Annotated in this window: 20 protein-coding genes; all 20 read left to right on the top strand. The window is 38.8% G+C overall.

Annotated elements, in window-relative coordinates:
* The first annotated feature begins 1 nt into the window (after window position 1).
* The 20 genes from MUN88_RS17540 (at window position 2) to MUN88_RS17445 (ending at window position 20,301) form a co-directional block, all read left to right on the top strand.
* Window positions 2-316 carry a YlxQ family RNA-binding protein gene (locus tag MUN88_RS17540; RefSeq protein WP_244717417.1) on the top strand — a complete coding sequence of 105 codons (315 nt, stop codon included), beginning with the start codon at window positions 2-4 and terminating at the stop codon, window positions 314-316.
* Window positions 317-320: 4 nt separating this feature from the next.
* On the top strand, window positions 321-2,405 hold the full coding sequence (gene infB / locus MUN88_RS17535) for a translation initiation factor IF-2 (RefSeq protein ID WP_244717414.1): 2,085 nt from the start codon (window positions 321-323) through the stop codon (window positions 2,403-2,405).
* Window positions 2,405-2,683: a DUF503 domain-containing protein gene (locus MUN88_RS17530; protein WP_244717412.1), complete on the top strand. Its 279-nt coding sequence runs from the start codon at window positions 2,405-2,407 to the stop codon at window positions 2,681-2,683. Before infB ends, MUN88_RS17530 begins: the two co-directional genes overlap by 1 nt.
* Window positions 2,684-2,712: 29 nt before the next feature.
* Entirely contained in the window at window positions 2,713-3,069 is a 357-nt protein-coding gene (rbfA, locus tag MUN88_RS17525) for a 30S ribosome-binding factor RbfA (protein ID WP_244717409.1), read from the top strand.
* An 83-nt stretch (window positions 3,070-3,152) separates the two neighbouring features.
* Window positions 3,153-4,064, top strand: coding sequence for a tRNA pseudouridine(55) synthase TruB (gene truB / locus MUN88_RS17520; RefSeq protein ID WP_244717406.1), 912 nt, complete (start codon window positions 3,153-3,155; stop codon window positions 4,062-4,064).
* A gap of 9 nt (window positions 4,065-4,073) precedes the next feature.
* The gene (locus MUN88_RS17515; RefSeq protein ID WP_244717403.1) at window positions 4,074-5,018 is read left to right on the top strand and encodes a bifunctional riboflavin kinase/FAD synthetase; all 945 of its coding nucleotides are present in this window, start codon (window positions 4,074-4,076) and stop codon (window positions 5,016-5,018) included.
* 125 nt (window positions 5,019-5,143) lie between these two features.
* Window positions 5,144-5,413, top strand: a complete 270-nt coding sequence (gene rpsO / locus MUN88_RS17510) for a 30S ribosomal protein S15 (RefSeq protein WP_244717400.1) — start codon at window positions 5,144-5,146, stop codon at window positions 5,411-5,413.
* A 197-nt stretch (window positions 5,414-5,610) separates the two neighbouring features.
* The gene (pnp, locus tag MUN88_RS17505; RefSeq protein WP_244717396.1) at window positions 5,611-7,731 is read left to right on the top strand and encodes a polyribonucleotide nucleotidyltransferase; all 2,121 of its coding nucleotides are present in this window, start codon (window positions 5,611-5,613) and stop codon (window positions 7,729-7,731) included.
* Window positions 7,732-8,075: 344 nt separating this feature from the next.
* Complete coding sequence (locus MUN88_RS17500) at window positions 8,076-9,299, top strand: M16 family metallopeptidase (protein WP_244717393.1); 1,224 nt, start codon at window positions 8,076-8,078, stop codon at window positions 9,297-9,299.
* 16 nt (window positions 9,300-9,315) lie between these two features.
* Window positions 9,316-9,555, top strand: coding sequence for a YlmC/YmxH family sporulation protein (locus tag MUN88_RS17495; RefSeq protein WP_244717390.1), 240 nt, complete (start codon window positions 9,316-9,318; stop codon window positions 9,553-9,555).
* 212 nt (window positions 9,556-9,767) lie between these two features.
* Entirely contained in the window at window positions 9,768-9,908 is a 141-nt protein-coding gene (locus tag MUN88_RS17490) for a hypothetical protein (protein WP_244717387.1), read from the top strand.
* Window positions 9,909-10,210: 302 nt separating this feature from the next.
* Window positions 10,211-11,089, top strand: a complete 879-nt coding sequence (dpaA, locus tag MUN88_RS17485) for a dipicolinic acid synthetase subunit A (RefSeq protein ID WP_244717384.1) — start codon at window positions 10,211-10,213, stop codon at window positions 11,087-11,089.
* A gap of 102 nt (window positions 11,090-11,191) precedes the next feature.
* Window positions 11,192-11,785: a dipicolinate synthase subunit B gene (locus MUN88_RS17480; RefSeq protein WP_244717381.1), complete on the top strand. Its 594-nt coding sequence runs from the start codon at window positions 11,192-11,194 to the stop codon at window positions 11,783-11,785.
* 91 nt (window positions 11,786-11,876) lie between these two features.
* Complete coding sequence (gene asd / locus MUN88_RS17475) at window positions 11,877-12,929, top strand: aspartate-semialdehyde dehydrogenase (RefSeq protein WP_244717378.1); 1,053 nt, start codon at window positions 11,877-11,879, stop codon at window positions 12,927-12,929.
* 13 nt (window positions 12,930-12,942) lie between these two features.
* Window positions 12,943-14,157 carry an aspartate kinase gene (dapG, locus tag MUN88_RS17470; protein ID WP_244717375.1) on the top strand — a complete coding sequence of 405 codons (1,215 nt, stop codon included), beginning with the start codon at window positions 12,943-12,945 and terminating at the stop codon, window positions 14,155-14,157.
* Window positions 14,158-14,329: 172 nt separating this feature from the next.
* On the top strand, window positions 14,330-15,202 hold the full coding sequence (dapA, locus tag MUN88_RS17465) for a 4-hydroxy-tetrahydrodipicolinate synthase (RefSeq protein ID WP_244717372.1): 873 nt from the start codon (window positions 14,330-14,332) through the stop codon (window positions 15,200-15,202).
* An 885-nt stretch (window positions 15,203-16,087) separates the two neighbouring features.
* Window positions 16,088-16,804, top strand: coding sequence for a ClpP family protease (locus tag MUN88_RS17460; protein WP_244717369.1), 717 nt, complete (start codon window positions 16,088-16,090; stop codon window positions 16,802-16,804).
* Window positions 16,801-17,010 carry a YlzJ-like family protein gene (locus tag MUN88_RS17455; protein ID WP_244717366.1) on the top strand — a complete coding sequence of 70 codons (210 nt, stop codon included), beginning with the start codon at window positions 16,801-16,803 and terminating at the stop codon, window positions 17,008-17,010. The genes MUN88_RS17460 and MUN88_RS17455 overlap by 4 nt, the downstream gene beginning before the upstream one ends.
* A gap of 155 nt (window positions 17,011-17,165) precedes the next feature.
* The gene (locus MUN88_RS17450) at window positions 17,166-19,460 is read left to right on the top strand and encodes a DNA translocase FtsK (protein WP_244717364.1); all 2,295 of its coding nucleotides are present in this window, start codon (window positions 17,166-17,168) and stop codon (window positions 19,458-19,460) included.
* 118 nt (window positions 19,461-19,578) lie between these two features.
* Window positions 19,579-20,301: a GntR family transcriptional regulator gene (locus tag MUN88_RS17445; protein ID WP_244717361.1), complete on the top strand. Its 723-nt coding sequence runs from the start codon at window positions 19,579-19,581 to the stop codon at window positions 20,299-20,301.
* Window positions 20,302-20,570 lie beyond the last annotated feature (269 nt).

Raw genomic sequence — 20,570 nt, 5'->3', positions numbered from 1 at the left:
GGTGAACAAAGCATATTTAAATATTATTGGTTTAGCCAATCGTGCAGGTAAATGTACGTTTGGGGAAGAATTAATCGTAAAAGAAATTCAGTCAAGGAAAGCAAGAGTAGTTCTAATCGCAAGTGATATCGGAGATCAGACTAGAAAGAAATTAACGGATAAATGTATGTATTACCACATCCCATTTTTCTTTGTCGACGATCGAGATACACTTTCACAAGCGGTAGGTAAATCAGGTCGTGTAGCTGTTTCGATTCATGAGCAAGGATTTGCGAAGAAATTGATTACACTGCTTGATGAAAATTTTCGGGGGTGAACGTATGTCAAAAATACGAGTATATGAATACGCAAAGCAAGTAAATAAAACAAGCAAAGATATTATTAATAAATTAAGTGAACTGAATACACCAGTGTCCAATCATATGGCGACTATTTCGGACGAAACGATTAAGAAATTAGATCAGACATTTAAAGCATCATCGAAAGAACAGCCAAAGCAAAAACAAGAATCTAAAAAACCAGATAACAAAAAAGGTTCTGGACAGCAGTCGAGTAAGGCATTCAATAAAAATAAAAAGAAACAGAAAAAACACGATAATCCAAAAAAAGAAGCACCAAAACAAGAACCGAAAAGGGCAAATACAAAGCCAAAACAGCCAGAAAAAATTACGTATACTGGTTCCATTACAGTAGGTGAGCTTGCCGAAAAACTAAATAAAGAAACAAATGAAATCATTAAAAAGCTCATGTTCTTAGGAGTAATGGCAACTAAAAACCAGGATCTTGATGAAGATGCGTTAGAATTAATCTGTGGTGAGTATGGCGTAGAAGTCGAAGAGGAAGTAGAAGTTGATAAATCAGATTTAACAAATTATATTGCAGAAGAAGATCCGGAAAAATTAGAAGAGCGTCCTCCGGTAGTAACTATTATGGGTCACGTTGATCATGGTAAAACAACTTTATTGGATTCAATCCGTAATACAAAGGTGACAGAAGGTGAAGCAGGTGGAATCACTCAGCATATTGGGGCTTATCAAATAAGAGAGAATGATAAGAAAGTTACATTCCTCGATACACCGGGGCACGCTGCCTTTACCAGCATGCGCTCACGTGGTGCACAAATTACAGATATTGCAATTTTAGTTGTCGCGGCTGATGATGGTGTAATGCCACAAACAATTGAAGCAATTAACCACGCGAAAGCAGCAGAAGTGCCAATTATTGTGGCAGTGAACAAAATGGACAAAGAAGGTGCTAATCCTGATCGCGTAATGCAAGAATTAACAGAATATCAGTTAATCCCAGAGGACTGGGGCGGTGACACTATCTTTGTAAACTTATCTGCACTAAAAGGAGAAGGCATTGATGACTTATTAGAGATGATCCTTCTTGTTTCAGAAGTGGAAGAATTGAAGGCAAATGCGGATCGATTAGCAGATGGTACTGTAATTGAAGCGCAATTAGATAAAGGTCGCGGTTCTGTTGCATCATTATTAGTGCAAAATGGTACACTAAGAGTAGGAGATCCAATCGTAGTTGGTAATACATTTGGCCGTGTTCGTGCAATGGTAAATGACCTTGGCAAACGTATTAAATCAGCTGGACCTTCAACACCTGTTGAAATTACAGGATTAAATGATGTTCCGTTGGCTGGCGATCGCTTTGTTGTATTCAAAGATGAAAAACAAGCACGCCAAATTGGAGAAATGCGTCAAGAAATACAACTGGAAGAAAAACGTGGTTCACAATCTCGAGTCAGCCTGGATGATCTTTTCGAACAAATTAAACAAGGTGATATTAAAGACATCAACGTTATTCTGAAAGCAGATGTGCAAGGGTCAGTAGAAGCATTGGCAGCATCGTTACAAAAAATCGATGTTGAAGGAGTTAAAGTGAACATTATTCATACAGGTGTAGGTGCGATTAAAGAGTCTGATATTATTTTGGCATCTGCATCAAACGCTATTGTCATCGGTTTTAATGTTCGTCCTGACAACAATGCTAAAAAAGCAGCGGAATCAGAAAAGGTAGATATTCGTCTACACCGCGTCATTTACAAAGCTATTGAAGAAGTGGAAGCAGCAATGAAAGGTATGCTGGATCCAGAATTTGAAGAGAAAGTAATCGGTCAAGTAGAAGTAAGAGAAATCTTTAAAGTTTCCAAAATTGGTACCATCGCTGGTGCATATGTAACAGATGGTAAAGTCACAAGAGACTCTGGTATCCGCTTGATCCGTGACGGCGTAGTAGTGTATGAGGGTGAAATCGATACGCTCAAACGTTATAAAGATGATGTGAAAGAAGTAGCTCAAAACTATGAGTGTGGTATCACGATCAAGAATTACAATGATATTAAAGAAGGCGATGTAATCGAAGCATATGTAATGGAAGAAGTGGAAATCTAATGATTACCTATGCCGAGGTTGAGTTTATTCTTTATGAATGTCATTCGTTGAAAGATAAGCGTTCTGTACTAAAAAGAATACAAAATCGGTTAAAGAAACAACTAAATGTCGCGATTGCCGAAATCGATTATCAAGACTTGTGGCAACGATCGAAGTTCGCCATCGTAACGGTCACGACTACTGTCGAACTGGGAGAACAAGTAATGCAGCAAGCCTGCAAAGTCTTTGATTCCTTCACAGAAATTGAACGAACCATTACAAATGTAGAAATAAGATAACTAACGGATTATAGAAAGAGGTGATACGGATGGGGGAATTACGCTCTAATCGAGTCGCCGAACAAATGAAAAAAGAGCTTGGTGATATAATCTCTCGAAAAATCAAAGACCCTCGAGTTGGATTTGTAACCATCACTGATGTAGAAGTGACCGGTGATTTGCAGCAAGCGAAAGTTTTTATATCTGTATTAGGTGACGAAAATAAGCGTCAGGAAACCTTAATCGGACTTGCCAAAGCGAAAGGATTCATCCGATCAGAGATCGGCAAACGAATTCGATTAAGAAAAACGCCGGAATTGATGTTCGACTTTGATGATACGATTGAACGTGGTAATCGAATTGAGCATATCTTGCGTGAATTGAACGAAACAAATGAAGAAGACTAACATGTGGAAAACCCTTGTCATCACAAGGGTTTTCTCACTGTCTGATTCGAACACACAGCATCAACGCTTAAAAGAGGTGACATATGGACGGGATTTTACCATTATGGAAAACAAAAGGCATGACATCTCATGATTGTGTATTTAAAGTGAGAAAGCTGCTTCGGACGAAAAAAGTGGGACACACTGGAACATTAGATCCAGAAGTAGAAGGTGTATTACCAATTTGTATTGGTGAAGCTACCAAAATTGTTCCATACCTCACAGATACGACCAAAACATACCGTGCTGTTGCAAAAGTTGGTTTTTCGACGGATACGGAAGATCAGACAGGAACTGTGACGCAGCAAGACAACGTAAATAAGCTGTTAGAGGATGATGCTATTTTAGCCGCATTAGAGCAGTTTGTCGGTGAAACAGAGCAACAGGTACCGTTATATTCTGCGGTTAAAGTAAAAGGTAAAAAGTTATACGAGTATGCACGTGCGAACGAACCAGTTGAACGTCCAATTCGAAGGATTACAGTTCACAATATTCGTTTTTTAGCTACAACATATGATAAAGTAGAAAAGACACAAACAATAGAATTTGAAGTTACCTGTTCAAAAGGTACATACATTCGCACATTATGCGTTGATATAGGAAAGGCACTAGGATATCCAGCACATATGGCACACCTTGTCCGAACTGCAACAGGGCATATTGCAGAGCATGAAACGTACACATTAGCTCAATTGCAGTTACTGACAGAAGAAGACAGTATGATCCCATTGTTAACGATTGATCGAGCATTAGCTCATATGGATAAAATCGATATATCTGAAAGCACGAAGGTTAAGGTATTACATGGACAGAAGTTTCCGATGCCGGAACCCGTGCCAAGCACCACATTTTTCCGAATGGTGTATCAGCAGAATACGATTGCTATTTATCAAACACTTAATGACAAGCACCAGATCAAACCGGCCCGGGTATTCAGATTCAACGAAAGAAAGTAGGTGAGACAGATGGAAGTAACATCTCTTTACTATCCACATTCCTTACAAACTAATCAGCTGCCAGCTGCTGTTGCAGCAATTGGATTTTTTGATGGTGTGCACAAAGGTCATCAAAAAGTTATTGATAAAGCAAAGCAGATTGCCCATGATGAAAACAAGCATGCAGCAGTGATAACCTTTGATCCACACCCATCTGTTGTCTTGCAACAGAAGAAAGATCAAGTCAAATATATTACACCAATAGAACACAAAATAAAAAGAATGGAAATGCTCGGGGTGGATAATCTTTATATTATTCGTTTTGATCAACCATTAGCTCAACTGTCGCCACAAGCATTTATTGAACACTTTATTGTAGGTTTGAACATTTCTCACCTGGTGGCAGGCTATGACTTTACTTTCGGTCATAAAGGAGCCGGTAATATGGATAACATTCACAGCTACACAGCAAACGAATTAGCCATCACCAAAATATCAAGATTTGATCACCAAGAAGAAAAAATCAGTTCCACAAGAATTCGTGAGTCCTTGCAGTATGGTGAGATGGAGAAAGCCGAGGTATTATTGGGAAGACCTTTTGCTTTGACAGGAGAAGTGGTTCACGGGGATAAGCGCGGCCGAACTATCGGTTATCCCACTGCAAATTTGAAAATAGCTGACAACTATTTCTTGCCAAAAATCGGTGTTTATGCTGTAGAGGTACAGATTGGTGAAACATTTTATTATGGCATGGCAAATCTCGGCTATAATCCAACTTTCACCGATGACAGGGAGAACACAAAAATAGAAGTGCATATTTTTGATTTTAATGAGAACATATATGGAGACAATGTGACCGTGTATTGGAAAAAATATATCCGGGATGAAGAGAAATTTACAGGTATTGAAGAATTGGTGGACAAATTGAAAGAAGATGAGCACGTTAGCAGAGAATTTTTTGCAATAAATCATTGAAACTACTTGCAATTTATTCTGGAAAGTTGTAATCTTTAATATGGAACCATCCGCTTGGCAATTCGAGTCTCCGACGACTGCTAGGGGATTGGGGTTTCAAGAAATTAGTACAGGAGGTGAATAGGATGGCTATCACTCAAGATCGTAAAAACGAAATCATCAGTGAATACAAAACACATGAGAACGATACTGGATCTCCAGAAGTTCAAATTGCTGTCCTTACAGAGGAAATCAATAATTTGAATAATCACTTACGTATTCATAAGAAAGATCACCATTCTCGTCGTGGTCTCTTAAAGATGGTTGGTAAACGTCGTAACTTATTAAATTACCTACGTAATAAAGATGTTGCGCGTTATCGTACTCTAATTCAAAAATTAGGCTTACGTCGATAAGTCAAGGAAAGCGGGAGTCATCCCGCTTTTTCTGTATGCAAAAAAATAAGTTTATTTGATTAATCCTTAGGAATTTAGAAAATACTATAGACATACTGGATTGATTTAATAAATGCTACTAGTTACATATGTACCAACAACATGCTAAAATAGCAATTAGTGGCTATAAGTATAGTTGTTTTGAGAGGAGTTCTATAATGGCAGAGGAAAAGAAAGTATTTTCAACTGAAATTGCCGGCCAACCATTCCGTGTGGAAGTTGGAGAATTGGCGAAACAGGCAAACGGTGCATGTATGGTGCACTACGGTGATACAGCAGTATTGGCAACAGCAACTGCATCAAAGGAACCAAAGGACTTACCTTTTTTCCCATTAACCGTTAACTATGAAGAACGTTTATATGCGGTAGGTAAAATTCCTGGTGGTTTTATTAAGCGTGAAGGTCGTCCTAGTGAAAAAGCTGTCTTGACTTCCCGTTTGATTGATCGTCCGATTCGTCCTTTATTTCCAGATGGTTTCCGAAATGAAGTGCAGGTCATCAGTACAGTGATGAGTGTGGATCAGAATTTACCGACAGAAATTGCGGCAATGATCGGTTCTTCCATTGCGCTAAGTGTATCGGATATTCCATTTGGTGGTCCTATTGCAGGGGTTGTTGTAGGACGAGTAGATGGGCAATTCATTATTAACCCGACACTAGATGAACGTGAAAAAAGCGATATCGACTTAACAGTAGCGGGTACGAAAGATGCGATTAACATGGTGGAGGCTGGTGCGAATGAAGTACCGGAAGAAATCATGCTGGAAGCCATCATGTTTGGTCATGAAGAAATTAAACGCCTGATTGCTTTTCAAGAGGAAATCATTGCAGCATTACAAGTTGAAAAAATGGAAATTAAACTGTTTGACTTAGATGCAGCAATTGTGGAAGAAGTTGAATCGAAAGCGAAGCAACGTCTTGTTGAAGCGATCCAAGTACAAGAAAAGCATGCTCGTGAAGAAGCAATTGATGCAGTGAAAGCAGACATTAAAGCAGAATATGAAGAACAAGAAGATGATGGAACGGAAGACAAACTGAAACAAGTGTCTGCTGTTCTTGATAAGATTGTCAAAGAAGAAGTACGTCGATTGATCACGAAAGAAAAGGTTCGTCCTGATGGAAGAAAAATTGACGAAATCAGACCACTTTCATCAAGAATCAGTGTGTTACCTCGTACACACGGATCCGGATTATTCACTCGTGGACAAACACAAGCTTTAAGCATTTGTACACTAGGTGCATTGGGAGATGTACAAATTCTAGACGGATTAGATGCAGAAGAATCCAAACGGTTTATGCATCATTATAATTTCCCATCCTTCAGTGTTGGGGAAACAGGTCCGATTCGTGGTCCAGGTCGTCGTGAGATTGGTCACGGTGCTCTAGGCGAGCGCGCACTAGAAAAAGTAGTTCCAGATGAAAAAGAATTTCCATATACGATTCGTCTTGTATCAGAAGTATTAGAATCCAATGGTTCTACATCGCAAGCCAGTATTTGTGCCAGTACATTAGCAATGATGGATGCTGGTGTCCCAATTAAATCACCTGTAGCAGGTATTGCCATGGGTCTTGTCAAATCCGGTGAAGACTACACGATTTTAAGTGATATTCAAGGGATGGAAGATTTCCTAGGGGATATGGACTTTAAAGTAGCTGGTACTGAGCAAGGTGTTACTGCACTGCAAATGGATATTAAAATTGATGGTCTGTCTCGCGAAATTTTAGAAGAAGCTCTAACACAAGCGAAAAAAGGGCGTATGCATATCCTTGCTCATATGCTAGAGACAATTAACGAACCAAAAGAGCAACTTTCTGATTATGCACCGAAAATTCTTACGATGGAAATTAATCCTGATAAAATCCGTGATGTCATTGGACCAAGTGGTAAACAGATTAACAAGATCATCGAAGAAACAGGTGTCAAAATTGATATCGAACAAGATGGACATGTCTTTATCTCCTCAACGGATATGACAATGAACAACAAAGCGAAACAGTTAATTGAAGATATCGTACGGGAAGTGGAAGCTGGCCAGATGTACTTAGGTACAGTAAAACGTATTGAGAAATTCGGCGCTTTTGTTGAATTGTTTAAAGGAAAAGAAGGTCTTGTGCATATTTCTGAGTTGGCAGAAGAACGCATTGGCAAGGTCGAAGATGTCGTTAAGATTGGTGACCAAATCATGGTGAAAGTAAAAGAAATCGATCGTCAAGGCCGCGTGAATCTGTCCAGAAAAGCAGTTCTTATCGACGAAAAAGCACAAAAACAAAACGATTAAACAAAAAAGAAGCTGGCTAACCAGTTTCTTTTTTTTAAGCTCATAAACACACTTCCAATCAATTTGAAGTAAAAGTATGGTTAGTTATAATGTAGATTATGTAAAGTGTAACTGTATAACAATTTAGCTATTTTGAAATGTTTTAAGTGCGTAGCAAAGCTCCAGAAATATGTTACGCATACGCTAAGTGGTTGGCCGGAGTGGTATGCCAAGCGCATGAATCATTTCAAAATTACCACTCGCTAGTTGACATAATCTACATTATGTTAACTAAAGTGGTATATATACGTTTGAAATGGTAATAAAAGAAATATAGAATTAATAAAGGTTTAGGAGGATTTCATTTGTTACATAGAAAGGAATGCCAGAATGGTTTAAGGATCGTATTGGAGCAAATTACAACAGTTCGATCCATTACGATTGGTATATGGGTAAAAACAGGATCGCGTAATGAAACAGAGTTATCAAATGGCATATCTCATTTTATTGAGCATATGTTGTTTAAAGGAACAAAAAACCATACTCCACAGGAAATTGCTGAGGCTTTCGACGGAATAGGCGGAGAAATAAATGCATTCACGTCTAAAGAATATACTTGTTATTATGCGAAGGTACTCGACACACATCAGAACATGGCAATTGAGATTTTAGCAGATATGATCCTTCATTCGAATTTGGATTCCATCGAATTGGACAGGGAAAAGAAAGTTATTCTAGAAGAAATCAATATGACAGAGGATACACCAGACGATATCATCCACGACAAACTACATGAGCTGATCTATCAGGATCACATGCTGGCGAAACCGATACTTGGTTCCAAAACAACTGTGGGGGAATTAACCAAGCAGCAACTATCCAGTTATATGCAGCAATACTATCGGCCAGATAATATAGTCATTTCAATAGCTGGCAACACAGATCAAAATTTTATGAATACTGTCGAAGAATATCTGCAATTTGAAACAAGTACGTTAACATCAAATCAAGAGCAGCTTATTACACCTGCATTTCATACAGGTAAAGCGATGTTTCAGAAAGAGACGGAACAAGCGCACCTTTGTATCGGTTTTAATGGAGTAGATGTCACAGACACATCGATACATGCAATGATGATCGTTAACAATGTGTTAGGAGGAAGTATGAGCTCCAGACTGTTTCAAGAAATCCGTGAGAAAGACGGGATGGCGTACTCGATCTTTTCTTATCACAGTGCTTTTATCGACAGTGGTCTCTTAACTATTTATGCAGGAACATCTAAACATCAATTGGAACATGTGCAAGATAAAATTTTCACTGTAACGGATCAGCTAAGAACAGGTGGTCTGACTGAAAAAGAATGGGGAATCAGTAAGGAGCAGTTGAAAGGTTTATACATGCTTAGCCTGGAAAGTACGAATAGTAAAATGAGCAGAAATGCAAGAAATGAGTTATTGTTACACGATCATCCGTCATTAGAACAAGATATGAATCAAATTGATCGTGTTCGATTAGAGGATGTAGAGGCAATTCTTCACAGGTTGCAGGCTGATCAATCGGCTATCGCAGTTATTTCTCCTAATATCTAGATTGGAGGTAAAGAGGATGCGTTTTAACGATTTGGGCAGTAAGGAATTAATTGATTTAACAACCGGTTCGAGGTTGGGAGTATTAGGACAGACCGATCTTGAGATAGATGAAAAAACAGGTCAAATATTATCCTTTACTATCCCGCAGTACAGTATGTTTGGCTTAAGAAAATCCGAATCATATTCCCGAATTAAATGGAAACAAATCAAAAAAGTCGGGGACGATATGATCATAGTTCAAACAGATGAAGTGTAAAACGAAGCCCTAGCAGCTTCGTTTTTTTATTGGATAAGCAAAGAAACTATATAATTACATTTATAAAGACGAATTGCAGAATCATGCCCTAGAAGGAATTTGGGTTCTTATAATACGGATTATGTAAAGTGGAATGGCAATGTGGTAATTTTGACATGTTTTATCTGCATAACAAAGCTCCGGAAATATACTCCTCGTCCTGAAGATCCACTTTGTCTGTGCCAGTGTCTACAAGTATCGCTTCGAAGCAGGCTTCCTCGGCACAAGGCAGTGAAGAAGCAGTTCAAGTAGTAGCTAGCTTCAGCCGTGTCCCGCAGAAGGACGCGAAGCGGTTGGCCGGAGCGATGTCTTAGCGTATGAATAATTCCAAGATTACCACTAATCTACTGTTTACATAATCCGTATTATAGGTAGCTTTATATAGTTTGTTAGGTTAGGGCGGGGAAGGAAGTCCGTTTTTTCTTAAGAAACATAATTTTCTCTATAAGAGTTGTGATGAAGGACCTAAAAAGCTATTTTTTACAACGTCCATAAAAAAAACTGTAAAATCGCAATTTCTCTTCAAAACCTGTGATATTTGCCTCTTCACTTCTGTACCGTGTTTACATATGATAAGTTAGAATTGGAATTGTATAGATAATGGTGAGGTGACAACATGCAAAAGAAAAAAAACATTGCAATTATTGGGGGCGATGCGCGATATTTGCCTTTAATTCATGCGCTTAATAAGATAGATGATCTCAGAATTCAGATTCTAGGCTTTGATCAGGTTGAACAAAGCTATACTGGTGTAATGCAATCGACAATAGATAATCTAGTAACATCACAATTAGATGGTATTATTTTGCCTATAACAGGCATAGATGACAATGGTTTTGTAGAAACGATGTTTTCTGGTGAGAAGATTCAACTGACGGAAGAATGGTTTAAATCATTACCATCCCACTGTAAAATATTCACCGGAATTGCCACTTCGAAACTCGATACCTATATTAATAAGTATAACCTTTCCCTTGAAACACTAATGAATAGAGATGACGTTGCGATCTACAACTCGATTCCAACAGCAGAAGGAGCGATCATGCTCGCTATTAAACATACCGATTTTACGATTCATCATGCCAATGTTTTTGTTTTTGGATTTGGCCGGGTAGGTCAGACAACAGCAAGCAGCTTTGCAGGACTTGGAGCAAATGTGTCCGTTATTTCTAAAGATGAATCAGAACTGGCAAGAATTTATGAAAAAGGATGGCAAGCATATCACTTAGCGCAAGTAGAAGATTATATGGATGATTGTCAAATATTAATCAACACTATTCCAGCGAAAGTAGTGGATAAGAAATTGTTGGAAAAAATGAATAATCAAGCAATCATTATCGATTTAGCTTCAAAACCAGGTGGTATTGATTTTGATTTCGCCAAAACAAGGGGGATCGAGGCTATCCATGCATTAGGCTTGCCGGGCATGGTAGCTCCGAAAACCGCTGGAGAAATACTCGCTAACACCATTGCCAAATTACTATTTGCTTCCTGAAAGTAACACCTAAACCTTCTGGGCATATAATGGGCATATATCGTAAGCCCATGTTTTTGCTAAGAATTTTGGCATATTTAAGACAGTATAGGAGGTATTTAGATGGATTTAAAAGGGAAAAAAATCGGCTTTGGTTTAACAGGATCTCATTGTACTTATGCAGCGGTTTTTCCTCAAATGGAAAAATTAATTGATTTAGGGGCGGAAATAGTGCCAGTAGTTTCGAATACATTTAAAGACACGGATAGTAAATTTGGTAAAGCAGCGGATCATATGGATCAAATTCGAGAAATTACAGGAAGAGAACCAATTGCTACAATTGTTGATGCAGAGCCTCTTGGACCGATAGAGCCTTTAGATTTGATGGTTTTAGCTCCATTAACAGGTAATTCAATGAGCAGATTAGCAAATGCTATTACGGACGGTGCAGTACTAATGGCTACAAAAGCAACAATCAGAAATGGAAACCCTGTAGTAATCGGGGTATCAACAAATGATGCTCTAGGACTTAACGGCGTCAACTTGATGAGATTGATGGCAACGAAGCTTATGTACTTTGTTCCGTTTGGTCAGGATGATCCCGTTAAGAAACCCAATTCTATGGTGTCGGATATGACATTAATTCCCGAAACGGTTCAGCACGCCTTAGAATTCAAACAGTTTCAACCAGTAATTATTGAACGAAACAAAAAGTAATATGGTGAATTAATTAAAGAAAAACGCAATATATGTTATGATTAACTAGTCAATCAAATAAATAGTAGCGCAATGGAAGGGGACTAATAACATGACAACAGAACAACAATATAATGTAGCGGTGGTTGGAGCTACCGGTGCAGTAGGTGTAAAAATGTTAGAAACATTGGAGCAAAAGAACTTTCCTATAAAAGAATTACTTTTATTATCATCAAAACGTTCTGCAGGGAAACAAGTAGAATTTAAAGGGAATACGTATACGGTGCATGAAGCAACACCTGAAAGCTTTGAAGGTGTAGATATTGCACTGTTTTCTGCTGGCGGTTCCGTATCTAAGAAACTAGCACCAGAAGCGGTGAAACGTGGTGCAGTAGTAGTAGATAATACGAGTGCTTACCGTATGGATCCTGAAGTACCATTAGTTGTACCAGAAGTTAATGAAGGAGATATCCAACAGCATAACGGAATTATTGCTAACCCGAACTGTTCGACTATCCAAATGGTGGCGGCATTAAAACCAGTTCAAGAGCAATTTGGTTTAACCAGAGTGATTGTTTCCACTTATCAAGCTGTTTCTGGTGCTGGTAACGAAGCAGTAGATGAACTTCGTAATCAAGCAAAATCTTTCTTAGAGGGTGAAGAAATGCAAGCGGATCTGTTACCTGTATCCGGAGAAAAGAAGCATTATCCGATTGCCTTTAATGCATTGCCGCAAATCGATGTCTTTCAAGAGAATGGCTATACATTTGAAGAAATGAAAATGATCAATGAAACGAAAAAAATCATGCATGATGAGGCAATTCAAGTGGCTGCTACTTGTGTACGTTTACCATTCTTTACTTCACATGCAGAAAGTGTTTATGTAGAAGTTAACAACGGAGGTGTGACGGCAGAACAATTGAAAGAAGCAATTAAGAGAGCAGATGGCATCGTATTAGAAGATGACCCGGAAAATCAGGTTTACCCTACGCCTTTAGAAGCAGCAGGTAAAAGTGATGTATTTGTTGGCCGTATCCGTAAAGACTTAGATAATGAGAAAGGATTCCATTTATGGGTTGTATCTGATAACTTATTAAAAGGTGCTGCCTGGAATTCTGTACAAATCGCTGAGTCTCTAATTAAAAATAACTGGCTAAGTAAGTAAAAGAGGTGTAATAATGCGGGTATTGGTTCAAAAGTTCGGTGGAACATCAGTAAAAGATAAAACAATGAGGGAACACGCGGTACATCATATTGAGGATGCATTACGAGAAGGCTTTAAAGTAGTAGTTGTTGTGTCTGCAATGGGGCGTTTTCCTGATCCATATTCGACGGATTCATTATTATCCTTAATTGATGGGAATGATACGGCGTTAAGCAATAAAGAAAAAGATTTACTAATGTCTTGTGGGGAAACCATCTCTGCCACGGTATTCTCGCATGAACTATTAAAACGAAATATTAATGCAGTAGGTATTACTGGTGGTGAAGCTGGAATCATCACGACAGACACCTTTACAAATGCCCAAATTAAAACTGTCGAATCCAATCATCTCTTTCAATTGTTAACCGACCATCAGGTAGTTGTAGTAGCCGGTTTTCAAGGAAGAACAGAGAAGTATGAAGTGACAACCATTGGCAGGGGAGGGAGCGATACCTCTGCCACTGCCTTAGGGGCAGCATTAGATGCTGAATATGTAGATATTTTCACTGATGTAAACGGGATTATGACAGCAGATCCGCGAGTTGTCACAAATGCGAAACGATTAGATGCTATTTCTTATACAGAAATTTGTAATTTGGCCTATCAAGGTGCTAAAGTAATTCATCCACGTGCAGTAGAAATTGCAATGCAAGCGAATGTGCCAATCCGGGTTCGTTCAACCATGCTTAGAGATAAAGGAACACTGATTACAAATCTGTCAGATTCTGAATATCCTGGCAGTGTACAGGATCGTTTGGTTACAGGTATTGCATATGTTAATCATATTACGCAAATTAAGATTAAAGAATTAAAAGAACCACAACAAATTCATGTCAAAGTTTTTAAAGCAATGGCTGAAGCGGGTATATCGGTGGACTTTATCAACATTTCACCAAATGGTGTTATTTATACTATTTTTGAACGAGACGAAATACTTGCTAAAAAAGTACTGGAATCTTTAGGTCTGCAGCCGGAATTTAATAAAGACTGTGCGAAAGTTTCACTGGTAGGTGCAGGGATGTCAGGAGTACCTGGCGTCACGTCAAAAATTGTTCAGACCTTGACTAATAAAGATATTCCAATATTGCAATCAGCTGATAGTCACCGGACTATTTGGGTGCTAATTCAAAGTAAGCATTTGGAGTCCGCATTAAATGCGTTACATGTGGCATTTGATTTAGAAAATTAATTGCGAAAATCTATTGATGAAATCGTCATTTCATGGCATAATTATGATCGCCATTTATATAAAGAAGCCATTTAGTCCTAACATACAGCAAACGATACAGTACTAAATCTGCTTTGAATCGTTAATACTTGTAAAATTAGGTGAAGGAGATTGGAAAGGAGATGGTGACATTATGGATTTCGGAAGAATGTTAACCGCAATGGTGACACCTTTTGATAAGCATAATCAAATTGATTTTAATATAACGACACAATTAGTGGAACATTTAATTGCGTCTGGTACAGATGGTCTTGTTGTCGCCGGAACTACAGGGGAATCCCCTACGTTAAGCCACCAAGAAAAAATAGACCTGTTTCAACATGTCATTAAGGTAGTAAACGGTCGTGTACCTATTATTGCGGGTACAGGGAGTAATAATACACAGGCCTCAATTGAATTAACGAAAGAGGCGGAGCAATTAGGAGTTGACGGGGCGTTAATAGTCACTCCATACTACAACAAACCGAATCAGGAAGGATTGTACCAGCATTTTGCAGCGATTGCGGGTCAGACCAAGCTGCCAATTATGCTTTATAACATTCCTTCACGAGCAGTTGTGCGACTGAATGTAGAGACAGTAGTTGCGCTCTCTCAAATAGATAATATTGTTTCTATAAAAGATTCGACAGGTGACCTTGACAGTATCGCTTCTATTCTTAACCAAGTGGAAGCAGACTTTACTGTGTACAGTGGCGATGATTCGTTAACGTTGCCAATTCAATCAATCGGTGGAACAGGAATCGTATCTGTTTCTTCTCACATTATCGGAAAAGAAATGAAAGAGATGATTATGTTATATGAGCAAGGCAACGTAAAGGAAGCCGCTCAGCTTCATCGACAATTGTTACCGATTATGCGTGCATTGTTCATGGCACCATCTCCTTCACCAGTCAAATCGGCTTTGAAATATAAAGATATTGATGTAGGTTCTGTTCGTTTACCTTTAGTACCTCTCTCTCCGTTCGAGGAGCAGAACTTGTTCAGAGTTCTTGACTCTGTTCAGTAAAAAAATTACAGTAAGATCTATACTATATAAAGAAGTGATCAAAAAGAGCTTTCTTACTTAAAATGTTCCTTCCAGCAGGTACACTTTAATTTAGATTGCTCTTTTTTATAAGCAAAGCAAAGAGAGTATATAATAACCTCATAAAAGCCGCTTAAGACTGAGAAAATAAAAGTGTAGATTCTTATAATACGGATTATGTCAACTAGCAATTTTATCGATATGACCATTTTGAAATGTATTATGTGCAAGGATTTCGCTCCAGCCAACCACTCTGCGTCCGGCTGGTACGGCTTCAGCTGGGCTACTACTTGCACTACTTCATTGCTGCCTTGTGGTGAGGAAGCCTACTCCAAGCAATACTTGTAGACACAGGCACAGACAAAGTGGATCCTCCGCTCGCGCTGACGTCTCCGCATATTTCCTACGCTTCAGTAAAGTGTTACAACGATGGAACAGCTAAAAGCAGTGGTGCTAGGCATATTGTTTTATATATTTAATTTATAAATATGGTTGATTACACTCCATATGCTAACTCTTACATAAGGTGTAGAGTCTGCATCTTAGCTTCAGCCGTGCCCCGCAGGACACGAAGTGGTTGGCTGGAGCGGTGCAAGCACATGAATCATTTCAAAATTACCATTAAGCAGTTAGTTGACATAATCAATATTATAGGTAGCTATATTATATTAGTTTGTTTTGGGACAGGCGGGTTTAGGCTTCTCCAAACGATTATTGTCGACTTATGGTTACCTTCTCTTTATCTCCTGTGTATCCATATTCATATGTCTAATAAACGGAATTTATCCTTCTTTTTATACGGATTAGAATGAAATCAGCTAGCTCGTTCATACTACATAGTAATATGGAGAAAAGGGGTCGTTAGCTATGAACGAAAAACAATCACCAAATGAAAAAGAATCAACATCCTCTTCACTGGTGGAAAAAATCCAACAGCTTGGTCAATCTTCGGTTCCCAATGCGCCAGATTCTAATATTCATGTATTATCGATTATTGGACAAGTCGAAGGACATGTTCAGTTACCGCCACAAAATAAAACAACCAAATATGAGCACTTGATCCCACAAATTGTTGCAATTGAGCAAAATCCAAAAATTGAAGGGTTAGTGGTCATTCTTAATACCGTAGGTGGCGATGTGGAAGCAGGCTTAGCCTTGTCAGAAATGATTGCGTCGTTATCCAAACCGACCGTATCTGTTGTGTTAGGTGGAGGTCATTCAATCGGTGTTCCAATTGCAGTCGCTACGGATTATTCCTTTATCGCACCATCTGCAACGATGACCATTCACCCGATCCGATTAACTGGTCTCGTGATTGGTGTACCGCAAACATTTGAGTATATTGATAAAATGCAGGAGCGTGTCATCCAATTTGTCACAAGCCATTCTAATATTAAAGAAGAAAAGTTTAAAGATCTTATGTTCGATAAAGGTAATTTAACAAGAGATATTGGTACTAATGTCGTTGGTGCAGATGCAGTGGAATATGGATTGATAAATGAAGTTGGCGGTATTAGCGGTGCGATGTCGAAATTAAATGAATTGATTGAGCAAAATAAACAGTCACAGGAGATGATCCAGTGATTCTTTATACACCACTTTCCTATGAAGATATACATGTGACAGATGCTGATTATCAACAGTATGAACTGATAACTTATCAGGCACGGCCATGCTATGCTGAACGATTGGAAAACGGAGATCTTCGACTAATCCAATTATTATCTACCAATCCAAGTGATTATCTTCATGAACAATTCACACCTGGTACAATCATCTCGACAAGCTAAAATAGTACAAATAGAATATTCGTTCTATTGCACAAACTATGCTATAATGGTAAAGGTGATAGATAAAAGGGCACCCTTGCTGAGTCAAACAAGCAAGGGTGTTTCATACATAACAAGACTTGTTGGTTAGGTTTGAAATTTGAGGAGTGTATGAGATGGCTAAACGAAAAAAAAGGAAAAAGAAGCAATCGTTAAAAGCTAATATAAAAAAAGAGCTGATCGGCCTCTTATTTATTTTCCTAGCTATTTTTGGAAGTGGTGCATCTCTGATTGATGAAGGAGCAGTTTCTTCTTTATTAGAGAATGTCTTTCGTTTTTTCTTCGGGACCTGGTATTTTATTGTACCATTATTTTTCTTATTTTTAGGTTTATTTGTGATGATCAAACGAAAATGGCCCGAGTTGAAGACGAGAAAATGGGTGGGAACATTTTTAATATTGACAGGCCTGTTGTTATGGACACATACATCAACAGTTTTCCCTGAGAATAATTCATCGATTATTGGTACGTCCTTTACGTATTACACCGAATATCTCCAAGGACAGCGAAGTGAGGCATATCTAGGTGGGGGAATGTATGCTGCTTTATTATTTGCGATCAGTTATTTCCTGTTTGCTAAAGCTGGCGCTTACATACTAGCGTTTTTCTCCATGATTATAGGTGTCATTATTTTTTGTAATCTCTCTTTAGGCGATGTTTTTGCAAAGGGGTTTCAAAGATTACGAGTGGGCTTGGTAAACAACAAGGAACGACTTTCTGATTGGTCAAGTAAACAAAAACAGCAGAAACTTGAAAAGAAAGACCAGGAATCTCCGAAAGAAGAACAGCACACGGAAGAAGAGATGCCGGCCATTGCCTATGCGCAAGATGAACTGGAAGTAATCGAACCGGAACCGCCTAGTGTATCAGATTCTGAAACGGCACAAGACAGCATCAAGAATGATGGGGAAACACCTGATGAACAATGGAGCACTTCCACGGCATCTGAGGAATTACCGACAACTGAATTTGAGAATCAGGATTATCAGTTACCGACTATGAATATATTAGAACTTCCGAAAAACTTTGGAAAACAACAAGAAAAAACCTATATCCAACGAGTTGTTCGTAAACTAGAGAAAACATTCCAAAGTTTCGGAGTTAAGGCACGAGTAACAAAAGTACATGTCGGACCATCTGTAACCAAATATGAAGTGTATCCGGAGGCAGGGGTGAAAGTAAGCAAGATTGTTAACCTACACGACGACTTGGCATTAGCCTTAGCTGCCAAAGATATTCGAATTGAGGCACCAATTCCAGGAAAGTCGGCTGTCGGTATTGAAGTGCCAAATGAAGAAACCGCTATGGTTACCTTGAGAGAAGTACTAGAATCGAAGAAAAACCAGGTGCAAAACAAGCTCGGCTTCGCTTTAGGTAAAGACATTGCCGGTGAAGCTGTTATAGCTGAATTAAATAAAATGCCGCATATTCTAGTTGCTGGTGCAACTGGAAGTGGTAAGAGTGTCTGTATTAATGGTATTATTACTAGTATTTTGATGAGGGCCAAGCCTCATGAAGTGAAAATGATGATGATTGATCCGAAGAAAGTAGAGTTGAATGTTTATAATGGGATTCCACACTTGCTGACGCCAGTCGTAACCGACCCTAAAAAAGCATCACGTGCCTTAAAGAAAGTCGTCTCTGAAATGGAAAGAAGGTATGACTTATTTTCCGAAACAGGGACTCGAAATATCGAAGGTTATAACGAATATATTAAGCGTTATAACGCTGATGCAGAAGAACAGCAACCTCAATTGCCATATATCGTCGTTATTGTCGATGAGCTTGCGGACTTGATGATGGTAGCTTCGAACGAAGTGGAGGATGCCATAACCAGATTAGCACAAATGGCCCGTGCCGCTGGCATTCATTTAATTATTGCAACACAGCGACCGTCAGTTGATGTCATAACAGGTGTCATTAAAGCAAACATTCCTTCACGAATCGCTTTCAGTGTCTCTTCCCAAACAGATTCACGGACGATTCTGGATTCTGGTGGTGCTGAGAAATTATTAGGCCGAGGCGATATGCTATTTATTCCAGTTGGATTATCAAAACCGGTGCGAATCCAAGGTGCGTTCCTGTCCGATGATGAGGTTGAACGAGTAGTTGATCATTGTGTGGAACAGCAAAAAGCGCAATATCAAGATGAAATGATTCCTGAGGAAGAAACGGAAGTGATGCAAGAAGTAGATGATGATGTATATGATGATGCTGTTCAATTGGTATTAGAAATGCAAAGCGCAAGTGTATCCATGCTGCAACGTCGTTTCCGCATCGGATATACAAGAGCAGCACGTCTGATTGATGCGATGGAGGATAGAGGAATAGTGGGACCATACGAAGGTTCAAAACCAAGAACGGTCTTACAAAGTCAGCCAGCAGATGATCAGCCAACCCATTCAACTTAAGGAAATATTCTAATCCATTCAATCAAACTCAGAAATATTCTTTATATTTTGAATTAAAAGTGTTATATTTATTTGTAATACAAAATTACATTGGATATAGAATGGGTTGGGGGACGCTATGATATCTAATTTAAATACTGATTCAGCAGTTACTGTCGTACAGCATATTAAAAAGCTGATCGAAGATGGTTACTACAAAGAAAAGGAAAAATTACCAACAGAATACGAATTAGCGAAAGATTTAGGTGTTCCAAGAAAAGAAATACAAAAGGCCGTTTCTATTCTGCAAGAAGAAAATATCCTCATCCATCGGCCTGGCGTCGGTGTGTTTGTACATGCACAGCCAATTCTGTCTTCAGGAATTGAACAGCTGGGCAGTGTGACGGAAATGATCAAACAATCAGGTAAACAGCCTGGAGTGCAGTATATATCTGCCGAGCTTACTGAGCCGACTGATGAGGACAAACGACGTTTCGATCCTGTAGAAATCGAAAAATTTGCTCAATTGGAACGAGTTAGGACGGCTGACGGCGAGCCAGTGGTTTATTGTATCGACAGGATAGATCACCGGATTTTACCAGTGGAACAAATTCAGCGGCAGGAATCAATCTTTCAAGCATTAAAGACATTTGCTAAGAAAGAAATTGATTACGCCATCGCTTATATCGAACCAATTGGTTATCATGAACGAATTTCACCAATTTTAAATTGTGAACCAGATCAGGCACTGTTATTATTGAGACAAATGCACTATACAAAAGATAATGAACCTGTTTTATATTCTGCTAATTTTTTTAGAGCGGATGTATTCAGTTTTTACGTATTAAGAAAAAGAATGTAACGCCTGCACAAGGATAACAACAAAACCGAGCCAATTCGCTCGGTTTTTTTATAAAACCTGCTTATAATGCAGATTATGTAACTAGCTTTGTTGATATATTGTGTGTGCTCCAGCCAACCACTTCGCGGGTACGGATTCAGTTAGGCTACTACTTGCACTACTTCTTTTCTTCCTTGTTCCGAGGAAGCTCACTTCGAAGCGATACTTGTGGACACAGTGACAGACAAAGTGGATTTTCAGCTCGCGCTGATCCCGTGGGAGTCTACGTG

Source organism: Gracilibacillus caseinilyticus, from assembly GCF_022919115.1.
Classification (GTDB): Bacteria; Bacillota; Bacilli; order Bacillales; family Amphibacillaceae; genus Gracilibacillus; species Gracilibacillus caseinilyticus.
This window is presented reverse-complemented; position numbering and strand designations above follow the sequence as displayed.

Excerpts from the sequence above, each read along its gene's own strand:
- dpaA (WP_244717384.1), top strand. The coding sequence starts at position 10,211 with ATGCAAAAGAAAAAAAACATTGCAATTATTGGGGGCGATGCGCGATAT.
- rbfA (WP_244717409.1), top strand. The coding sequence starts at position 2,713 with ATGGGGGAATTACGCTCTAATCGAGTCGCCGAACAAATGAAAAAAGAG.
- MUN88_RS17480 (WP_244717381.1), top strand. The coding sequence starts at position 11,192 with ATGGATTTAAAAGGGAAAAAAATCGGCTTTGGTTTAACAGGATCTCAT.
- MUN88_RS17495 (WP_244717390.1), top strand. The coding sequence starts at position 9,316 with ATGCGTTTTAACGATTTGGGCAGTAAGGAATTAATTGATTTAACAACC.
- MUN88_RS17445 (WP_244717361.1), top strand. The coding sequence starts at position 19,579 with ATGATATCTAATTTAAATACTGATTCAGCAGTTACTGTCGTACAGCAT.
- dapA (WP_244717372.1), top strand. The coding sequence starts at position 14,330 with ATGGATTTCGGAAGAATGTTAACCGCAATGGTGACACCTTTTGATAAG.
- asd (WP_244717378.1), top strand. The coding sequence starts at position 11,877 with ATGACAACAGAACAACAATATAATGTAGCGGTGGTTGGAGCTACCGGT.
- MUN88_RS17450 (WP_244717364.1), top strand. The coding sequence starts at position 17,166 with ATGGCTAAACGAAAAAAAAGGAAAAAGAAGCAATCGTTAAAAGCTAAT.
- dapG (WP_244717375.1), top strand. The coding sequence starts at position 12,943 with ATGCGGGTATTGGTTCAAAAGTTCGGTGGAACATCAGTAAAAGATAAA.
- rpsO (WP_244717400.1), top strand. The coding sequence starts at position 5,144 with ATGGCTATCACTCAAGATCGTAAAAACGAAATCATCAGTGAATACAAA.
- MUN88_RS17530 (WP_244717412.1), top strand. The coding sequence starts at position 2,405 with ATGATTACCTATGCCGAGGTTGAGTTTATTCTTTATGAATGTCATTCG.
- pnp (WP_244717396.1), top strand. The coding sequence starts at position 5,611 with ATGGCAGAGGAAAAGAAAGTATTTTCAACTGAAATTGCCGGCCAACCA.
- MUN88_RS17515 (WP_244717403.1), top strand. The coding sequence starts at position 4,074 with ATGGAAGTAACATCTCTTTACTATCCACATTCCTTACAAACTAATCAG.
- MUN88_RS17460 (WP_244717369.1), top strand. The coding sequence starts at position 16,088 with ATGAACGAAAAACAATCACCAAATGAAAAAGAATCAACATCCTCTTCA.
- truB (WP_244717406.1), top strand. The coding sequence starts at position 3,153 with ATGGACGGGATTTTACCATTATGGAAAACAAAAGGCATGACATCTCAT.
- infB (WP_244717414.1), top strand. The coding sequence starts at position 321 with ATGTCAAAAATACGAGTATATGAATACGCAAAGCAAGTAAATAAAACA.